Here is a 16919-nt window from a genome sequence, read left to right as displayed (position 1 = left end):
GGCGCCCGCCCCCCCGCCCCCCCCCACGGGGGGGGGTGTTGGGCGGGCGGGGCGGGCGGGGCGGGGGCCGCCACCCCGGGCCCCCCCGCCCGGCCCCGCCGTTCGGGCCCGCCCCCTGGGCCGTGGCGGTGTGCATGACGCTCACCTCGTTTCATCGGGTGTGTATCGCGCGGCTGACGGTTTCCACGCGCTTACCCGATGCGGCGCTTCCGAAAAGGGGCGTCTTCAGGATCCCTTTCCGTAGGTGCGCGGGGCGGAGGTGGAGGGCGGCAGATCGCCGTTGAAGCGGGTGTCGACATAGTCGGCGAACTGATAGCGGCGCGGGGTGAGCTTCAGCTTCGCGAAGGTGTCCGCGATCTCCTGCTCCGAGGCGACGGCGGGCTTGTCGACGGCGACGCATACCCGGGTGCCGTTGGTCCGCTTCACCGAGTCCAGCGCCACCTGGTACGGCAGCCCGGTCTCCTTGCCCCACACCTTGGCCCACGCCTCGGGGTGCTTGTAGACCCAGTCCTGGGCCCGGCGCAGCCGCCCGAGATAGTCCTTGATGACCTTGACCTTCTTCTCGTCCTCGAGGGAGGAGGGGCTGGCCACCTGGAAGTTGAGGCCGTTGACCACCCCCCGGCCCGTGGTGAGGACCCGTGCGTCCGACTGGCGCAGCGCCTGGGAGGTGTACGGGTCCCAGACGGCCCAGGCGTCCACCTTGCCGCGGGTGAAGGCGGCCAGGGCATCGGCGGGCTGCAGGAAGCTGACCTTGACGTCCTTGATCGAGAGCCCGGCCTTGGCGAGCGAGGCGACCAGTTGGTAGTGGGCCGAGCTGCCCTGTGCGACCGCCACCGACTTGCCCTTGAGGTCGGCCGTCCGCTTCAGCGGCGACCCCTTCTTGACCAGGATCGTCTCCCCGTCGGACGTGCCGTGCTTGGCGGCCACGACCTTGATGCGGGACTTGGCGGCCGCGGCGAAGACCGGCGGGGTGTTGCCGACCCCGCCGATGTCCACGGCCTTGGCGCTCACGGCCTCCAGGATCGGCGGGCCGGAGGTGAACGTCGACCACTTGATCTTGTAGGGGAGGTTCTTGAGCTGCCCGGCGGCGCGCAGCACCGACTCGTCATTGCCCTTCTGGTCACCGACATTGAGGGTCACATCGCCCTTGCCGTCGGTGTTGCCGGAGGAGCCGGAGTTGTTCTGTGCGTGCGAGCTGACGCAGGCGGACAGCAGCAGGGCGAGGGGGAGGGACAGGGCGGGGACGATACGCCGTCTCATGTCAGCGGGGTCCGTTCGGGAGGTACGGGAAATACGGGAGGTACGGAAAATATGGGAGGTACGGAAAATATGGGAGGTACGGGAGGTGCAGGAACTCTGGGGGAATTCGGAATGCGCTGGGCGATTCGCGCTGGACCTGGCGGTTCGGGTGGGACCAAGCGCCCGTCAGGCGACCTTGTGGACGGCGGCCGGTTCGGGCGCCTTCACACCCAGCCGGTCCAGGAGCTCGGTGCGCAGCTCGGCGAGGAGCGGATCGGCGATGTCGCGCGGCCGGTCCCGGTCCACCCGGACCTGATGCGCGATCACGCCCCCGTCCATCACCAGGACGCGGTCGGCGAGCAGCAGTGCCTCCTCCACGTCATGCGTGACCAGCAGCACCGCACAGCCGCGCCGCTGCCACAGCTCGGCCACCAACTGCTGGGCGGTGATCCGGGTGAGCGCGTCCAGCGCGCCGAATGGCTCGTCCAGCAGCAGCAGATCGGGCTCGCGCACCAGCGCACGGGCGAGCGACGCGCGCTGGGCCTCACCGCCGGAGAGGGTCTTGGGCCAGGCGTCGACGCGATGGCCGAGACCGACCTCGTTCAGCGCTTGCTCGGCCACGGCCCGCCCGGGGCGGCCGTCCAGCCCGAGCAGCACATTGCGCCAGACCCGCTTCCAGGGCATCAGCCGGGGCGCCTGGAAGGCGACGGCCTTGCGGCGCGGCACCAGCACCTCGCCCTCGATCTCCCGGTCCAGCCCGGCGAGCACCCGCAGCAGCGTGGACTTGCCGCAGCCGCTGCGGCCGAGCAGCGCCACGAACTCGCCTGCCGCGATGTCGAGTTGGAGGTTGTCGATGACCGCGCGGCCGTCGAACGAGCGGGTCAGCGAGCGCACCCGCACCGCGGCACCGCCGCTCTCGCCCTCCTTCTCCTGCCCCAACCCCTTCTCCAAGGAGTTCACTTGCCGGTGAAGTTCGGTCGCCATTGCAGCAGCAGCCTCTCCAGAGTGCGGACGATGAAATCGGCGAGCAGGCCGAGGGCGGCGTAGACGATCAGGCAGACCACGATCACATCGGTCTGGAAGAACTCCCGTGCGCGGTTGAGCAGAAAGCCGATCCCGTCGTCGGCGTTGATGGTCTCGCCGAAGACCAGCGCCAGCCAGGCGGTGGCGAGGGAGTAGCGCAGCCCGGTCATCGCGCCGGGGAGCGCCCCGGGCAGCACCACATGGCGGATCAGCCCCCAGCGGCCGAGCCCGAGCGAGTTCCCGGCCTCGATGAGCTGGGCGTCCACGCCGCGGATGCCCGCGTAGACGTTCAGATAGAGGTGGAAGGTGACGCCCAGCGCGATGAGCGCGATCTTCGGGGCCTCGCCGATGCCCATCCAGATGATGAACAGCGGGATCATGCCCACCCAGGGGATGCTGCGCAGCATCTGCACACTCGCGTCGACGAGATCCTCACCGAGCCGGGAGAGCCCGGAGACCAGCGCGAGCGAGACGCCGATGACACCGCCGAGCGCCAGCCCGATCAGCACCCGCTGTACGGACACCAGCATGGCGTGCGGGAGGGTGCCGTCCTTGACCAGGCCGGAGGCGGTATCGGCGATGGTGCCGGGGGAGGCGAGGGTGTCGGAGGGCAGTACACCGGTGGCGCTGGACACCTGCCAGAGCACCAGCAGCAGAAGGGGTCCGGTCGTACGGCGCAGCCATCGCGGCACGGTGCGGCGGCGCGCGGAGAGCGGCACGACCGGTTCGAGAACCGGGGACATGGGGGCTCCACAAAGGGGTACGTCTCGACGCCCGTACCGGCCCGTACCCGCCGTATGACACGACGATCAGCACGGTACGGCGGAACGGGACCGAGGCGAGGGGCGGAGAGGTGAGGGAGGGAAAGGTCAGCGGAGGCCGGGACACGCGGCGGACGCCACCCGCAGCAGGTCGATATGACCGCGCGTGGTGAGCAGGGCTGACGTAGACATGCCCTCGAAGCTAGCGAGGACGTCCGGAACCGGTCAACGGTGTCTTGCCCCTCGGACCTTTGTTGCGGGAGTTTTACGCGACGGCGTATCAGGATGGTTCCATGAGCACATTCCGTACCCACACCATCAGCGTCACCACCGGATCCACCGAGACCGTCGCCGACCTCACCGCCGACTGCGAGGCGTATCTGCGCGAGGTGGCGGACGGCGGCGACGGCCTGCTCAACGTCTTCGTCCCGCATGCCACGGCCGGGATCGCCATCCTGGAGACGGGTGCCGGCAGCGACACCGATCTGCTCTCCGCCCTCCGCGACCTCCTCCCCGCCGACGACCGCTGGCGCCACCGCCACGGCAGCCCCGGCCACGGCCGCGACCACGTCCTCCCCGCGTTCGTACCCCCGCACGCCACCATCCCGGTCATCGGCGGCAGGCTGGCGCTGGGCACCTGGCAGTCGGTGTGCCTGGTCGACACCAACCGGGACAACCCCGACCGCCAGGTGCGGCTGAGCTTCCTGGGCTGACGTGAGCCGACGCGGGCTGACGTGGGTTGACGCGGGGACGTGAGTTGACGCCTGCTGGGCCGACGTGGTCACTCCCGCAGGCCCGCCAGTGCCACCGCCCGGTGGCGCAGGGCGAACGCGGCGGGGGCGACCGACGACACCACGGCGAGTACCGCGCAGGCGGCCACGGCCGCGCCGATGGCCGTCCAGGGGACGTCGATCGTGGTCCGCACCGACAGCAGGGCCAGGGCGCTCCACATGCCCGCCAGGTTGAGCCCGGTGACCAGGAGGCCCAGGACCGCGCCGACCGCGACCACCGTCAGCGCCTCGGCGCCCACCAGTCGCAGCACCTGCCAGGTGGTGGCTCCGGCCAGGCGCAGCACGGCCAGGTCGCGGACGCGGTCGGCGGTCGCCATCACCATGGTGTTGGCCACGGAGATGCCCGTGTAGAGGAGGGCGATGCCGAGGACCAGCAGGAAGCCGAGCCGGGTCGTGCGGTTGGTCTCGGGGTAACTCGCCTTCACCCATTGGTCCTTGGTGAGGACGTGGCCGAAGACGTGGCCGCCGGTGGTGCGCACCGCCGCACGCAGCCCGGTGGCCGCGGCGTCCGCGTCGGTGCCGCGCGCGAGGGCGATGTCGACCCGGTCCACGGTCGCGCCCGGGGCGTTGCGCGGGGTGACGTAGACGCCGTTGTCGCCGGTGCCGGTGGCCATCACCGCGGCGATCCGCAGCGACCTCTCCGTGCCGTCGCCGAGCCACACCCGCACCTGCTCGCCCACGGTGTGCCGTTGCCACTCGCCATTGACGATGATCGAGCCGTCGTCGAGATCGCCGGCCTTCCCGGCCTCGATCGGCAGTCGGGACGTGGCGGCGAGCGGGCCCGGGGCGGCGGCGCGGGCGTCGGACTTGACGAGCGACCCGCCGTCCTCCAGGACGTACACGGCGCTCGACGAGGTCGTGGACACCTCGACACCGGGCACATCGCGCAGCCCGCGCAGCGCCGCCGTATCGAAGCCCGCGTCCCCGGCCGGGGTGATGACGAAGTCGGCGGCCGTCCGCTGGCGGGTCTCGGCGGCCCGCGCCCGGTTCAGCGTCGCGGTGGCGCCCAGGAGCGAACCGGCGAGGGCGACCGTGACCAGTACGGGCGCCGCGATCGCGGCCGTGCGGCGCACCCCGGCGGCGGCGTTCTCCCGCACCAGCATGCCGCCGGCACCGGGCAGCCGGGCCGGGAGCCAGGCGATCAGCCGGGTCAGCGGGCGCACCGCCACCGGTGCGAGCAGCGCGACCGCGCTGATCAGCAGCATCGGCCGGCTCACATAGGTCTTCCGGTGCAGCAGGTCGCCCGGGTCCGTGAGCAGGGCCAGACACAGTGTCACGGCGGCGGTCACCAGCAGGGCCAGGCCGGACAGCCATCGGCCCCAGGTCATCGTCCCGCCCGTCCCGCTGTCCGCGGACGCCTCGCGCAGTGCCTGGGCGGGGCCGGTGCGGCCCGCCCGCCAGGACGCGGCCGTCGCACCGCACAGCGCGACGCACAGCCCCGTCCAGAAGGCCAGATGGTACGGCCAGACGTGGTCGCCGATGGTGAACCAACGCGGTGCGAGACCACCGTCGACCACCCGGCCGGCCAGCCGTGGCGCACCGTACGCGCCGAGCAGACAACCTGTGGCCGAGGCGAGCACACCCACCACCAGCGCCTCGGCGAAGACCATCCGGCGGATCTGGCCCGGGGTCGCCCCCGCCACGCGCAGCAGCCCGAACTCCCGGCGCCGCTGGGCGACCGCGAACGCGAAGGTGGAGGCCACCACGAACACCGACACGAAGGCGGCGACGCCCCCGGCCGTGCCGAACATCGCGTTCATCGCCGCGAGGGCCTCGCGGTCCCGGTCCGGGTCGGGGTCGGCGTGGCGGCGTCCCTGCCCGGTGAGGACCCGGACGCCGCCGTCGCTGCCGCGAACCGCCTCGCGTACGGCCGCCGGGTCGGCGTCCACGACGAGTTGGACGCTGATCGGTGACAGCCGGGCGGCGCGCGCGTCGGTGTAGAACACGGCGTCCTCGAAGCCGCGCCCCGCGACGGTTCCGACGACCCGCACGGTGCCGCGGTCGGTCCGTACGCGTTTCCCCGGCCTCGTCCAGTCCCCGCTGACCACGACCTCGTCGGCCGCGCGGGGCGGGCGTCCCGCGTCGATCCGGTACGGGGCGAAGGCGGCGGTGGACCAGGGGTGCCCCACCAGGCCGTCCGGCCCGCCCCGCGCCCGTACGGCGAACGACCGGTCCGCGACGACGGCGCCGAGCCTCCGCAGCCTCGCGACGGTCCCGGCGGGCACGGCGCGCGGATGCGCGAGCCGCTGGACCTGGACACCGGCCGAGGTGTCCACCCGCAGGGCGTCGGCTCCCCTGACCACGACCGGCGCGGCGGCGAACCGCTCGGGTCCGCGGCCGGGCGCGTCCAGGGACGAGGCAAGCGCCAGGCCCATCACCGCGGTCAGCGCGACGCCCAGCGCGAGGGCGACGAAGCTGCCGGTGAAGGTGGCCCAGCGAGTGCGCAGGGTGCGCAGGGCGACGCTCAGCACGGCACGGCCTCCAACGTGGCCATGTGCGCGGCGATGGTGTCGGCCCCGGCCCCGGACAACTCGCCGCTCACCCGCCCGTCGACGAGGAAGAGCACACGGTCGGCGCGGGAGGCGGCCACCGGGTCATGGGTGACCATGACGATCGTCTGGCCCCCGCCGTCGACCATGCCACGCAGCAACGTCAGCACCTCACGGCCGGTCCGCGAGTCGAGGGCGCCGGTCGGTTCGTCGCCGAAGAGCACATCGGGCCGGGTGATCAGGGCGCGGGCCAGGGCGACGCGCTGCTGCTGACCGCCGGACAGCTCCGCCGGCCGGTGCCGCGCCCGCTCGCCGAGCCCGACCTGCTGGAGCACCTCACGCACCCGGGCCTTGGCGGGGCGGTGGCCGGCGAGGCGCAGGGGCAGCGTCACATTCTGCTCCGCGGTCAGGGACGGCAGCAGGTTGAACGCTTGGAACACGAACCCGACGCGCCGGCGGCGCAGCAGGGTCAGCCTGGTCTCGCTCAGCTTCGTCAGCTCGGTCCCGGCCACGGTGACCGACCCCGATGTGGGGCGGTCCAGCCCCGCGGCACACTGCAACAGCGTCGACTTGCCGGACCCCGAGGGGCCCATGACGGCGGTGAACGATCCCCTGGGGAACGACAGCGAGACGTCGTCGAGCGCCGTCACCGCCCCGTCGCCGGAACCGTAGCGTCTGCTGACGGAACGCAACTGGATCACGTCGTTGTTCATCTGTCTCCACCCCGTGGTGTCGCCGTGGCTCTTCTCTTCGGTGACCTCACAAAACCGCGTGGGGGCACCGCGCCGCAGTACGGCAGGGGCGAGACCTGGGGTAGGGCCAGGCATACCCCCGAAGGACTCCCTGGCCCGATGGCACCGGCGGCGCGGGGCCTTCTACGGTGAGCTCCATGCACCCGCGGAACGTGTGGCACGCCATGTCCGGACCGGGCTTCCTGCTGTCGTCGTGGCCGTGGCGCTCCGCCGGATACCTGCTCACCGGAGCCGTGACCGGTGCCGTCGCGCTCGTGGTGATCGCGGCCACGGCGGCGGCCGGAGCCGTTCTCGCCCTCGTGCTGGTGGGGATCCCGCTGCTCGTCCTCGCGGCCCTCGCCGGAATCCCGGTGGCCTGGGTGGAGCGCCACCGGATGCGCCTGATCGACGCGGACCCCGCCCTCGACCCGCACCGGTCGCCCCTCGCCCCTGGCCTCCGGGCCTGGCTGACCACGCGCATGAGGGAGCGGGCGACGTGGCGGGAGCTGGGCCATGCCCTGCTGTTCGCGGTGCTGCTGTGGCCGGTCGACGCGCTCGTCGTCGCCGTTGCCCTGCTCTGCCCGCTGTCCATGGCCGCGACCCCACTGCTGATGGCCACGGTCGGCGGGGGCCAGGAGACCAAGGTGCTCAAGCAGTGGACGGTCACCACCTGGCCGGCCGCGTTCGGCATCGCCGTCCTCGGTGTGGTGCTCCTGATGCTGGGCGCCTATGCCCTGGGGGTGGTGGCCGGTGCCCGGGCCGGACTGACGCGGCTGCTGATCGCTCCGTACGGGGCCGAACTGGGCATGAGGGTCGTCGAGTTGACCCGTTCCCGGCTCCGGCTGGTGGACGCCTTCGAGGCGGAACGGCGGCGCATCGAGCGCGATCTGCACGACGGGGCGCAGCAGCGGCTGGTGGGACTGACGATGACGCTCGGCCTGGCTCGCCTGGACGCCCCTCCCGGGCCGGTCGCCGATCAGCTCGCGAAGGCCCATGAGGAGGCGGACCAGGTGCTCGCGGAGCTGCGTGAACTCATCCGCGGCATCCACCCCAAGGTCCTTTCGGACCACGGCCTCCCCGCGGCCGTCGCCGACGCCGCGGACCGCTCCGCGATCCCCGTGGACGTGGAGCTGGCCCTGTCCGGACGGCTGCCCCAAGCGGTCGAGGCCGCCGCGTACTTCGTCGTCCGCGAGGCCCTCACCAACGTCGCCAGGCACAGCGGGGCGAGCCGCGCGGAGGTGAGCGGAGAACACCGGGACGGACGGCTGTTCCTCCAGGTGCGCGACAATGGCCGGGGCGGTGCGGACACCGGCGCCGGAACCGGCCTGACCGGACTCGCGGACCGGGTTTCGGCACTGGATGGCAGAATCTCCCTGTCCAGCCCGCCGGGCGGACCGACCCTGTTGCGTGTGGAGATTCCTTGCGTACGGACCGACCGCTCCGCGTAGTACTGGCCGAGGACAGTGTGCTGCTGCGGGAGGGGCTCATCGGCCTGCTCGGCCGCTGCGGCCACGACGTCGTCGCGGCCGTCGGCGACGCCCCCGCACTGCTCGCCGCGGTCGAGGAACACGCTCCCGACATCGTCCTGACGGATGTGCGGATGCCCCCGGGGTTCCAGGACGAGGGCCTGCACGCGGCGGTGCGGCTGCGCGAGACACGGCCCACGCTGCCCGTCCTGGTCCTCAGCCAGTACGTGCAGCGGACGTACGCCTCGGAACTGCTGGACTCCGGTGACGGCACGGGCGTCGGCTACTTGCTGAAGGACCGGGTCGGGCAGGTGGCGGACTTCGTGGCCGCCCTGTGCGAGGTCGCCGACGGTGGCACCGTCGTCGACCCCGAGGTGGTACGCCAACTGCTGCGCCGACGCCGCGATCCGCTGGAGCGGCTCACCGCGCGGGAGCGGGAGGTGCTGGGGCTGATCGCGGAGGGCAAGTCGAACGGTGCCATCGCCCGTGCACTGGTCGTGTCCGAGGCGGCCGTGGGCAAGCACATCGGCAGCATCCTCACCAAGCTGGACCTTCCTCCGGCGGAGGAGACACATCGCAGGGTGCTCGCGGTCCTCGCCTACCTGCGGGCGTGACCTGGAGGCTCCAGGCAGGTCGGCCCGGCTATCGCCGGCCGGTGAGGTTCTCCATCACCTCGTAGACCTGATCCGGGGTGAGCGGGCCCACGGGAAGTGGCCGTCGGGCGGCCTCGGTGCGCAGTCCGTCGAGGAGGAAGGCGATATTGCGGCGCCAGGCGTCAGGGGCCGTGCGGGGGGTGGCTCGGGCCAGCACCGAGTTGGAGCCGAGGACGAACACCAGGTCCTCGGTGGTGAAGTCGGGGCGTAGCGCACCCGCGTCCTGCGCTCGCTCGATAATGCGCTTGGCGGCGTCCAGCGTCCGGCCGCAGACGGCCATGAGGCGTTCGGCGCCCGGGTAGCGGCCCCCGACCACATCGCCGACCGCCGGATCGACGGCCTGTATCCGGCAGAGCCCCTCGATGTAGTGCGCGAACCCCTCCCAGGCGTCCTCGCAGGACAGGGCCCGCTCGGCGATCTCCTCGAGGCGTTCGGCCGCCAGGTCGGTCACCACCTCGTCGATGAGCGCCTCGCGGGTGCCGAAGAGGTTGTAGAGCGTTCCGTGGCTCACTCCGGCCCGCCGGGCGATCTCCTTCAGCGGTACGTGGAGGCCGTGTTCCTGGAACAGCTCGGCGGCGGCTGCCCGCAGCTTCTCCGCGTTTCGTTGCGCGTCGGCCCGCATCCGGTCGTTCCTCCTGGTCCTGGCGTGGCGTCCCCCATGGTCGCATCCTCCCGCGGGACTAACTTGACCCTGCGGTCAAGTTCCATGTTACCGTCGACGACATAAGTTGACCCGCTGGTCAAGTTAGCTGCTCCAAAGCTGCTCCAAAGCAGATTCATCACTGATCCAAAAGGAGAGCCCTCATGTCCAAAGTGATCGCCGTCTTCGGGGCCGGTACCGGTCTCGGTGTGTCCGTGGCCCGCCGGTTCGGGCGTGAAGGCTTCCGGGTCGCCCTGGTGGCGCGCCGCAAGGACCGCCTGGACGCGCTCGTCGAGCGGCTCGCCGGTGAAGGCGTCGAGGCGGCCGCCTTCTCCGCCGATCTGTCGATCCCCGCCGAGGTGCCCGCCCTGGTCGCGGCCATCCGCGACCGCTTCGGCCGGATCGACGCCATCGAATACGGGCCGATCAGCGGTGACCAGGGGTTCACCGCCGCCACTCGGCTGGATGCGGCCACCCTGGAGAGTCTGATCCCGCTGCTCCTGCTCACCCCGGTGGAGGTGGTCCGCGCCGTGCTGCCGGAGTGGACCGAGCGCGGCGACGGCGCCTTCCTGCTGACACACGGCTACTCGGCGGCGCAGCCGATACCCCACCTCAGCGGCGTGGGCCCGGTGATGGCCGCCGCCCGCAACTACCTGTACTCGCTCAACGGTGAACTCGCCGACACCGGCGTCTACGCGGGCACCCTCACCATCGGGGCCCTGATCGAGCGCAGCGAGATCGCGGAGTCGGCCGCCCTGGCCTCGGCCGACGCCGAAGCGCTCGCGAACTTCCCGGTCGCCGACCCGGACGACCTCGCCGAGCACTACTGGGACATGTACACCAAGCGCGACCGCGTCGAGCAGTTCCACCCCGAGCCCCCGGCCGCGCGGGCCACCGCCGGGTGACCCGCGGAGCCGGGGACTCGGCCTGCGCGGCTACGCCCAGCAGCCGTTGACCGTGGCGGCGAGGCCGTCGAGGGTGTCCTTGGTGGCGGCCGGGTCGGCGGAGGACTGGTTCTCGATGAAGGAGAAGACCTTCCACCGGCCGTCCTCCGCCTTCGTCAGCCCGCTGAGCGCGATGGCGCCGGTCAGCGTGCCCGTCTTGGCCTTGACCTGGCCGACGGCGCACTGCGAGTCCTGGGTGTCGAAGCGGCCCCACTCGGGGCCCAGGGTACTGCCCGCCTCGCCCGCCACGGGCAGGCCCTCGTCGATGGAGCGCAGCAGGCCGCTGTAGCGCGGGTCGGTGAGCAGGTCGAGGATGTCCGCCACGGTCCGCGCCGGGATGCGGTCCGCGCGGGAGAGCCCACTGCCGTCGTGGATCTCGAAGTTGGCCATCGAGACCCCGTAGCGGCGGCTGAGGACGTCCCGCACCACGGCCGTGCCGTCCTCGTAGGTGGCGGGCCTGCCGGCGCCGAGCGCGGTCATGCGCAGCACCGTCTCGGCGATGTCGTTGTCGCTCTTCTTGAGCATCTTCTTGATCGTCTCGGACAGTGTGGGGGACAGGTGCTGTCCCACCGGGACGTCCGTCGCCGAGGCCGTGCCGCGGGTGACCTCGCCGTCGACGGTGACGCCCTGGTCGGCGAGTTGCTTGGCGAAGACCTTCCCCGCGTCGATGGAGGTGTCCGCGGACAGCTTGCCGTCCACCACCAGGGAGCGCACCGGCGACACCTGGTCGTCGTAGTAGGAGTCGTTCCAGCCGGTGGCGAGGGTCGGCTCGGGGAAGAGGCTGTCGTCGATGCGGACCTTCACCGAGTCCAGGCCCCCGAGCTTCACGCCGGCGGCGGCCGTCTTGGCGAGCTCGGTGAGATCGGCGGTGGTCAGCATGCGGTCGCCGCCACCGATGAGGGTGAGCGTGCCGCCGCCGTAGACCACCTTGGTGGTGAACCGGTGCTCGGGGCCGAGCACGGTCAGCGCCGCCGTGGCGGTGGCCAGTTTGGCGTTGGACGCGGGCATCAGCGCGGTGTCGGCGTCATGCCCCCAGATGACCTTGTCGGACGCGGAATCCAGCACGATGCCGCTGAAGGTGTCGCCGAGATTCGGGTTCTGCGCGCGGGTGTTGAGGTTCTCCGCGATCCGCTGCTCGGCGGGGTCCAGCCCCTCGGTGGCAGCCAGCCCGTCGGCGGCCACGGACTGGGCCGTCGTGGTGGTCTTGGTGCTCTTGTCGGCGGCGAGCGCGGACGGAGCGGACAGCAGCGCGCCCGTGACCGGGACGGCCGCGATGATGAACGCGCGGCGCACGGCGAGGCTCATGGGTTTGGCTTTGCGATGACGCCCGTTGGACGAGGCCGCGCTGGACATGGGGGGCTCCGGGGCGCGTAGAGGGACATTGGGGGGTGGTGAAACGAAGCACTCACCTTAGCCGTAGCTGATCACCTTCGTCCCGTGGGTCCGTGGACATGTGGTGAAGCCACTAAGGAGATGCACCAGTGCACCGACTCCTCCGGCTATTTACGAGATGTTGCGACCACCGTTGAGAACGATCGCCTCGCCGTCCGTATCCACCGTCGTCGGGCTGTGCCCTCCACTCCGGGACGGGTGGGGGAGCGCGCTCCGACGTGGCCGAGGGCAACGCGTCCCCGGCGTATGAAGACTGCCGATGAGGGGCGAATGATGAGGAAGAGACACAAGCGATCCAGGGTCATCGGGCTGACCGTGGTCGGAGTGACCGCACTGGCCGTGGGCGGCGGGGCTCTCCTGATGACCGACAACGATGCTTCCGCCGCCCGCCAGTCGGCCGGGCAGCAGGCGTCGGCGCGTACGGCGATGACCGTCAAGTGCCCGGATGCCGCGACCCGGCTGGCGAGTGTGCCGCAGCAGGCGCGGCCCACCGTGGACAAGGAACTGGCGACGATGGACAGCCAGGTGGCCGACGCCTACAAGCAGTTGGCCGCGCGCGGCCCCGGCGCCGACCAGGACTGGGTGCGCACCCGGGTGCTGGAGCCGCTGACCGCCCAGCGGCGTGGCGCGCTGAACCGCATCGGGAACGAGATCGGCCGGGTGGGGAGCCGCCCGTCCGGCCTGGACACGATGGCGTCCTGCACCGTGCAGGAAGCGCCCAACCCCGCCGCCGCACCGGCCGCCGCGGCGGCGGGTGCCACCCCCGCCGCGGGAACGGCCGCCCCCGCCGCCCCGGCCGCGGGCGGCCAGGCGCAGTCCGGCCCGGTGCGGGCGGACTTCGTGGACATCCGCAAGGTGAAGCCGAACGTCAAGAACCCCCGCACACGGGGCAACGCCTCCCGTGGCACCTTCTCCTCGCGCTGCGGACGCAATGAGAACAAGCACTTCAACTCGGACAACGTGATCGTCGCCCCCGGTGTGTCCAACGGCGCCCACCACATGCACGACTACGTCGGCAACCGCGACACCGACGCCTTCTCCACCAACGAAGGCCTCGCCGCCGCCGGGACCACCTGCACCAATGGCGACCGCTCCACCCACTACTGGCCAGTCCTGCGGCAACAGGACGGGACGAAGGAGGTCGACGCCGACGCGCCCGGCGGCGGCACCGAGGGCAACATCGGGAAGATCCTGCGGCCGGCCACCGCGTCGATCACCTTCCGCGGCAGCGCGGTGTCCAAGGTCGTGGCGATGCCCAAGTTCCTGCGCATCATCACCGGCGACGCCAAGGCCTTCACCAACGGCACGGCCAACGCCAACGCCTCCTGGAGCTGCACCGGCTTCGAGAACCGGCAGCTGAAGGACAAGTACCCGCTCTGCCCGAAGGGCAGCAAGGTGGTCCGTACGTTCAAGTTCCAGAGCTGCTGGGACGGCAAGAACGCCGACAGCGCGAACCACCGCACCCATGTGGCGTTCGCGGACGCCAAGGGCGGGTGCGCCAAGGGGTTCAAGGCCATCCCGCAGCTGATCCAGCGGATCACCTACAAGGTCTCACCCGGCTCGCTCTTCGCGGTCGACAGCTTCCCCGAGCAACTGCACAAGCCGGTGACCGACCACGGTGACTTCATCAACGTGATGTCCGACTCGCTGATGAAGAAGGCCGTGAAGTGCATCAACACCGGGCGCAAGTGCGGCTGACAGCCGCTGCCCGCAAGGCCCGGTGCCCCGGCCGGACTTCAGATCCGGCCGGGGCACCGGCCATATGTGGTTCAGTCCTGGGGCGTGCCCTTGGGCAGCTGCCGCCACGTCACCTTGGTCTGGGCCCGGAAGGCCCAGTCGAGCATCTTCTTCGCGTCCGGGTAGCGCTTGGGCGCGTTGAGGATCACGCCCACGACGGTGCGTCCGTCACGCTTCGCGGCGAAGACCAGGCACCTGCCGGGCGCCGTACCGGTGCCCGTCTTGATGCCGATCGTGCCGCTGTACGAGCCCAGCAGCCGGTTGGTGTTGTTCCAGTAGTACGTCCTGGTCCTGCCGTTGGCGGCCGGGGCCTTCTGGATGGTGTCGACGGACTTCACGACCGTGCCGAGGGTGGCGTTGCGCAGCGCGTGCCTGGCCAGCTTGGCCATGTCGCGCGGCGTGGTGTAGTTCTGTCCCCCCTCCGAGATGCCGTCGAAGGTGTCGTAGTGGGTCCTGGTCATCCCCAGCGCGGACGCCTTCTTGTTCATCTGCGCGATGAACGACTTGGTGCGCTTGGCGGTGGTGTCACCCGTGCCGAACGTGTCGGCGAGCGCCATGGCCGCATCGCAGCCGGACGGCAGCAGCAGGCCGTACACCAGCTGCTTGACGGTGAGCTTGTCCCCCTTCTGCAGGTCCGCCTTGCTGCCACCGACGCGCGCGGTGTAGTCGATGTACGACTGCTTGACGGAGACCTTCTTGTTGAGATTCAGCCCCCGGCTGTCGAGCACCACCATCGCCGTCATCAGCTTCGTGGTGCTCGCCATCGGCCGCTTGGTGTCCGCCGCCTTGGCCCACAACTGCTTGTTGGTGCCGTTGTCCAGCAGATACGCGCCCTTGGCACTGACCCCCGACGGCCCGCGCGCGGCCTCGGTGGCCTGAGCGGTGCTCGCCGGCACGGCGACCGTCAAGGCCGCCGCCGAGGCGATGACCGCCGTCCCCCAGCGGCGGATCGCCTTGCCCCCACGTCTTTCCATACGCCCTCCGTCTCTCCTACGACATGCCGGTGAATGTCCGGGCATTCGCGCATCGTCTCACTGGAGGGATGGTGGCCGCGGTCCGGGGTGCCGACCACAACCAGTCGTGGGGGCCATCAACTACCGCCGGTGACCCACTCATAGGCCCGCCGGGCGTCGAACTCCGGCTGTCCGCCCCGGAAGAGCAGCCCCGCGGAGGCGAACAGCTCCCCGTCCGGGGACGGCCCGCCCACGTACGGAACGGCGATACACCGCATCCCGGCCCGCCGCGCCGCCTCCACCCCGGGACCGGCGTCCTCGACCACCACACACTGCCCCGGACCGACGGCCAGCAGCCGCGCCGCGGCCAGGAACACATCCGGCTCCGGCTTGCCACGGCCCACGTCCTCCGCGGACACATAGCCGGGCAGCAGCGCCTCCAGCCCGGTGGCCTTGAGCGCGGTCTCGATCGCGGAACGGGACGAGCCGGAGGCCACGATCAGCGGATGCCCGGCGGCCCTCAGCCGCTCCACGAAGGCCCGCATCTCGGGAAAGATCTCGGCCGTGGCCGCCAGCTCCAGATAATGCCGGTTCTTGACGGCGAGCAGTTCCTCCACGGGCGCCTCGATGCGGTACCGCTCACGCAGCGTCTCCAGCGTCTGGCGGGTCCCGATCCCGATGAACTGCGTGTGCTCCTCCCAACTGAAGCCGGCGACCCCATACCGCTCAAGGGTCCGCCTCCCCGCCTTGTAGTAGAGGGGCTCGCTGTCCACTAGCGTGCCGTCCAGGTCGAAGATCACGGCGGGCATGGTGCTCATGGGGACAGCATGCCAAGAGTTCGCTCGCGCTATCGCCGGAACTCCGTGTACGCCGTGCCCGGCGAGGGCCCGTGTGACGGCGTGTTGGTCTAGACCGCTCTGTTAGCGTCGGCCCCGAGCGGATACCGAACCGGAGTCGGCGGAAGGGTAGTGCGGTGGGTGCGACAGGGAGTGGGTGGCGGGCGTATATCGGGTCGTTTACGTCGGCGGGTGGGGCCGGGGTCACCGTGGCCGATGTCGATGATGAGACGGGGGCGCTGCGGATCCGGAACTCTACGGATGTGGTCGTCAATCCGTCCTATCTGGCGGTCGCACCCGGTGGGCGTGTGCTGTACGCGGTGAGTGAGACCGATGATGGGGCGGCCGCCGCCCTGGACGTCGGGCAGGATCCGCCCTCGTTGGCCGGGGAGGCTGTGTCGGTGCTCGGTGCGGCGCCTACTCATCTGGCGCTGGCCGGTGGGCAGCTGCTGACGGCCAACTACGGGTCCGGCAGTGTCACCGCGCTGCCGGTGCTGGAGGACGGCCGGCTCGGGGAACCGGTGGCCGTGCTGCGGCACGAGGGCAGTGGGCCGCATCCGGAGCGGCAGCGGGGGCCGCACGCTCATGCCGTGGCGGCCGATCCGTCGGGCGGCTGGCTGCTCGCCGTGGACCTGGGGATCGACGCGGTGCGGGTGTACGCGCTGCCCGGGCCGCGTCCGCATCGGGAGGTCCGGCTGCGTCCGGGGAGCGGTCCGCGCCATCTGGCGTTCCATCCACGGGGCGACCGCGTGTATGTCATCAACGAGCTCGACCCGACGATCACGGCCTGCCGTTGGGACGCGGCGTCCGGCGTTCTGGAACCGCTGGACGAGACCCGTGTGGTGCCCGAGGGCACGGATGTCGAGACCTATCCCGCCGAGGTCGTGGTCTCCGGGGACGGCCGCTTCGTATGGGCCGCGAACCGTGGTCACGACAGCATCGCGACACTCGCCCTCGATGCGTCGGGCGACCGCATGGAGCTGGTCACCACCACGCCCTGCGGCGGCCACTGGCCGCGCGATCTGACGCTCGGCCCGTCGGGACGACGGCTCTATGTGTCCAATGAGCGCTCGGGCGATGTCACCTGGTTCGACATCGATCCGTCGAGCGGGGTGCCGCGTCGTGGGGGTTCGGTTCCGGCCACGGCGGCGTCCTGTGTGGTCTTCGGGTGACGTTCGTCGGGTTCATGCGAGTGGGGGGGGGGGGGGGTGGGGGCCGCCCCCGCCCCGCGCGTGGGGCGCCCCCCCCCCCCCCCCCCCCCCCC

The 16919-nt window shown here is 71.4% G+C and carries 16 protein-coding genes; 6 read left to right on the top strand and 10 right to left on the bottom strand.

The window, feature by feature from the left end; all coding sequences use genetic code 11:
* Nucleotides 1-225: 225 nt before the first annotated feature.
* From ACFXB5_RS29835 to ACFXB5_RS29820, 4 genes are all read right to left on the bottom strand, one after another.
* Nucleotides 226-1260 (bottom strand): ABC transporter substrate-binding protein, encoded by a 1035-nt coding sequence (locus ACFXB5_RS29835; RefSeq protein WP_385213357.1) that lies wholly within the window; start codon nt 1258-1260, stop codon nt 226-228.
* A 165-nt stretch (nt 1261-1425) separates the two neighbouring features.
* The gene (locus tag ACFXB5_RS29830; protein ID WP_385213354.1) at nt 1426-2223 is read right to left on the bottom strand and encodes an ABC transporter ATP-binding protein; all 798 of its coding nucleotides are present in this window, start codon (nt 2221-2223) and stop codon (nt 1426-1428) included.
* Nucleotides 2196-3005, bottom strand: coding sequence for an ABC transporter permease (locus tag ACFXB5_RS29825; protein WP_201857766.1), 810 nt, complete (start codon nt 3003-3005; stop codon nt 2196-2198). Before ACFXB5_RS29825 ends, ACFXB5_RS29830 begins: the two co-directional genes overlap by 28 nt.
* Before the next feature lie 126 nt (nt 3006-3131).
* Complete coding sequence (locus ACFXB5_RS29820; protein ID WP_350203233.1) at nt 3132-3215, bottom strand: putative leader peptide; 84 nt, start codon at nt 3213-3215, stop codon at nt 3132-3134.
* Between the two features lie 101 nt (nt 3216-3316).
* On the opposite strand from ACFXB5_RS29820, the gene ACFXB5_RS29815 reads away from it, so the two are divergent.
* Nucleotides 3317-3736: a YjbQ family protein gene (locus tag ACFXB5_RS29815; protein ID WP_201857765.1), complete on the top strand. Its 420-nt coding sequence runs from the start codon at nt 3317-3319 to the stop codon at nt 3734-3736.
* Nucleotides 3737-3804: 68 nt separating this feature from the next.
* On the opposite strand, the gene ACFXB5_RS29810 is transcribed toward ACFXB5_RS29815, so the two are convergent.
* Complete coding sequence (locus tag ACFXB5_RS29810; protein WP_385213352.1) at nt 3805-6285, bottom strand: FtsX-like permease family protein; 2481 nt, start codon at nt 6283-6285, stop codon at nt 3805-3807.
* Nucleotides 6279-7016 carry an ABC transporter ATP-binding protein gene (locus ACFXB5_RS29805; protein ID WP_385213350.1) on the bottom strand — a complete coding sequence of 246 codons (738 nt, stop codon included), beginning with the start codon at nt 7014-7016 and terminating at the stop codon, nt 6279-6281. Before ACFXB5_RS29805 ends, ACFXB5_RS29810 begins: the two co-directional genes overlap by 7 nt.
* Before the next feature lie 203 nt (nt 7017-7219).
* On the opposite strand from ACFXB5_RS29805, the gene ACFXB5_RS29800 reads away from it, so the two are divergent.
* Together ACFXB5_RS29800 and ACFXB5_RS29795 are read left to right on the top strand one after the other, a co-directional pair.
* Nucleotides 7220-8482, top strand: coding sequence for a sensor histidine kinase (locus tag ACFXB5_RS29800; RefSeq protein ID WP_385213362.1), 1263 nt, complete (start codon nt 7220-7222; stop codon nt 8480-8482).
* Nucleotides 8455-9114 (top strand): response regulator, encoded by a 660-nt coding sequence (locus ACFXB5_RS29795; protein WP_385213348.1) that lies wholly within the window; start codon nt 8455-8457, stop codon nt 9112-9114. The genes ACFXB5_RS29800 and ACFXB5_RS29795 overlap by 28 nt, the downstream gene beginning before the upstream one ends.
* 28 nt (nt 9115-9142) lie before the next feature.
* On the opposite strand, the gene ACFXB5_RS29790 is transcribed toward ACFXB5_RS29795, so the two are convergent.
* A complete protein-coding gene (locus ACFXB5_RS29790; protein ID WP_385213345.1) occupies nt 9143-9775 on the bottom strand; it encodes a TetR/AcrR family transcriptional regulator in 633 nt (210 codons plus the stop codon).
* Nucleotides 9776-9957: 182 nt separating this feature from the next.
* Here ACFXB5_RS29790 and ACFXB5_RS29785 point away from each other — a divergent pair, with 182 nt between their 5' ends.
* Nucleotides 9958-10698, top strand: a complete 741-nt coding sequence (locus tag ACFXB5_RS29785; protein WP_385213342.1) for an SDR family NAD(P)-dependent oxidoreductase — start codon at nt 9958-9960, stop codon at nt 10696-10698.
* Between the two features lie 30 nt (nt 10699-10728).
* On the opposite strand, the gene dacB is transcribed toward ACFXB5_RS29785, so the two are convergent.
* Nucleotides 10729-12042 (bottom strand): D-alanyl-D-alanine carboxypeptidase/D-alanyl-D-alanine-endopeptidase, encoded by a 1314-nt coding sequence (gene dacB, locus ACFXB5_RS29780; protein WP_385213340.1) that lies wholly within the window; start codon nt 12040-12042, stop codon nt 10729-10731.
* A 360-nt stretch (nt 12043-12402) separates the two neighbouring features.
* Here dacB and ACFXB5_RS29775 point away from each other — a divergent pair, with 360 nt between their 5' ends.
* Entirely contained in the window at nt 12403-13827 is a 1425-nt protein-coding gene (locus ACFXB5_RS29775) for a DUF1996 domain-containing protein (protein WP_385213360.1), read from the top strand.
* 71 nt (nt 13828-13898) lie between these two features.
* Here ACFXB5_RS29775 and ACFXB5_RS29770 read toward each other — a convergent pair whose 3' ends face one another.
* Both ACFXB5_RS29770 and ACFXB5_RS29765 read right to left on the bottom strand, forming a co-directional pair.
* Nucleotides 13899-14840, bottom strand: coding sequence for a D-alanyl-D-alanine carboxypeptidase family protein (locus ACFXB5_RS29770; RefSeq protein ID WP_201857757.1), 942 nt, complete (start codon nt 14838-14840; stop codon nt 13899-13901).
* 116 nt (nt 14841-14956) lie between these two features.
* Nucleotides 14957-15637, bottom strand: a complete 681-nt coding sequence (locus ACFXB5_RS29765; RefSeq protein ID WP_385213338.1) for an HAD family hydrolase — start codon at nt 15635-15637, stop codon at nt 14957-14959.
* Nucleotides 15638-15792: 155 nt separating this feature from the next.
* Between ACFXB5_RS29765 and ACFXB5_RS29760 the strand changes: the two genes are divergently transcribed.
* The gene (locus ACFXB5_RS29760; RefSeq protein ID WP_385213335.1) at nt 15793-16827 is read left to right on the top strand and encodes a lactonase family protein; all 1035 of its coding nucleotides are present in this window, start codon (nt 15793-15795) and stop codon (nt 16825-16827) included.
* Nucleotides 16828-16919 lie beyond the last annotated feature (92 nt).

Source organism: Streptomyces sp. NPDC059455 (assembly GCF_042750115.1).
GTDB classification, from domain to species: domain Bacteria; phylum Actinomycetota; class Actinomycetes; order Streptomycetales; family Streptomycetaceae; genus Streptomyces; species Streptomyces endocoffeicus.
This window is presented reverse-complemented; position numbering and strand designations above follow the sequence as displayed.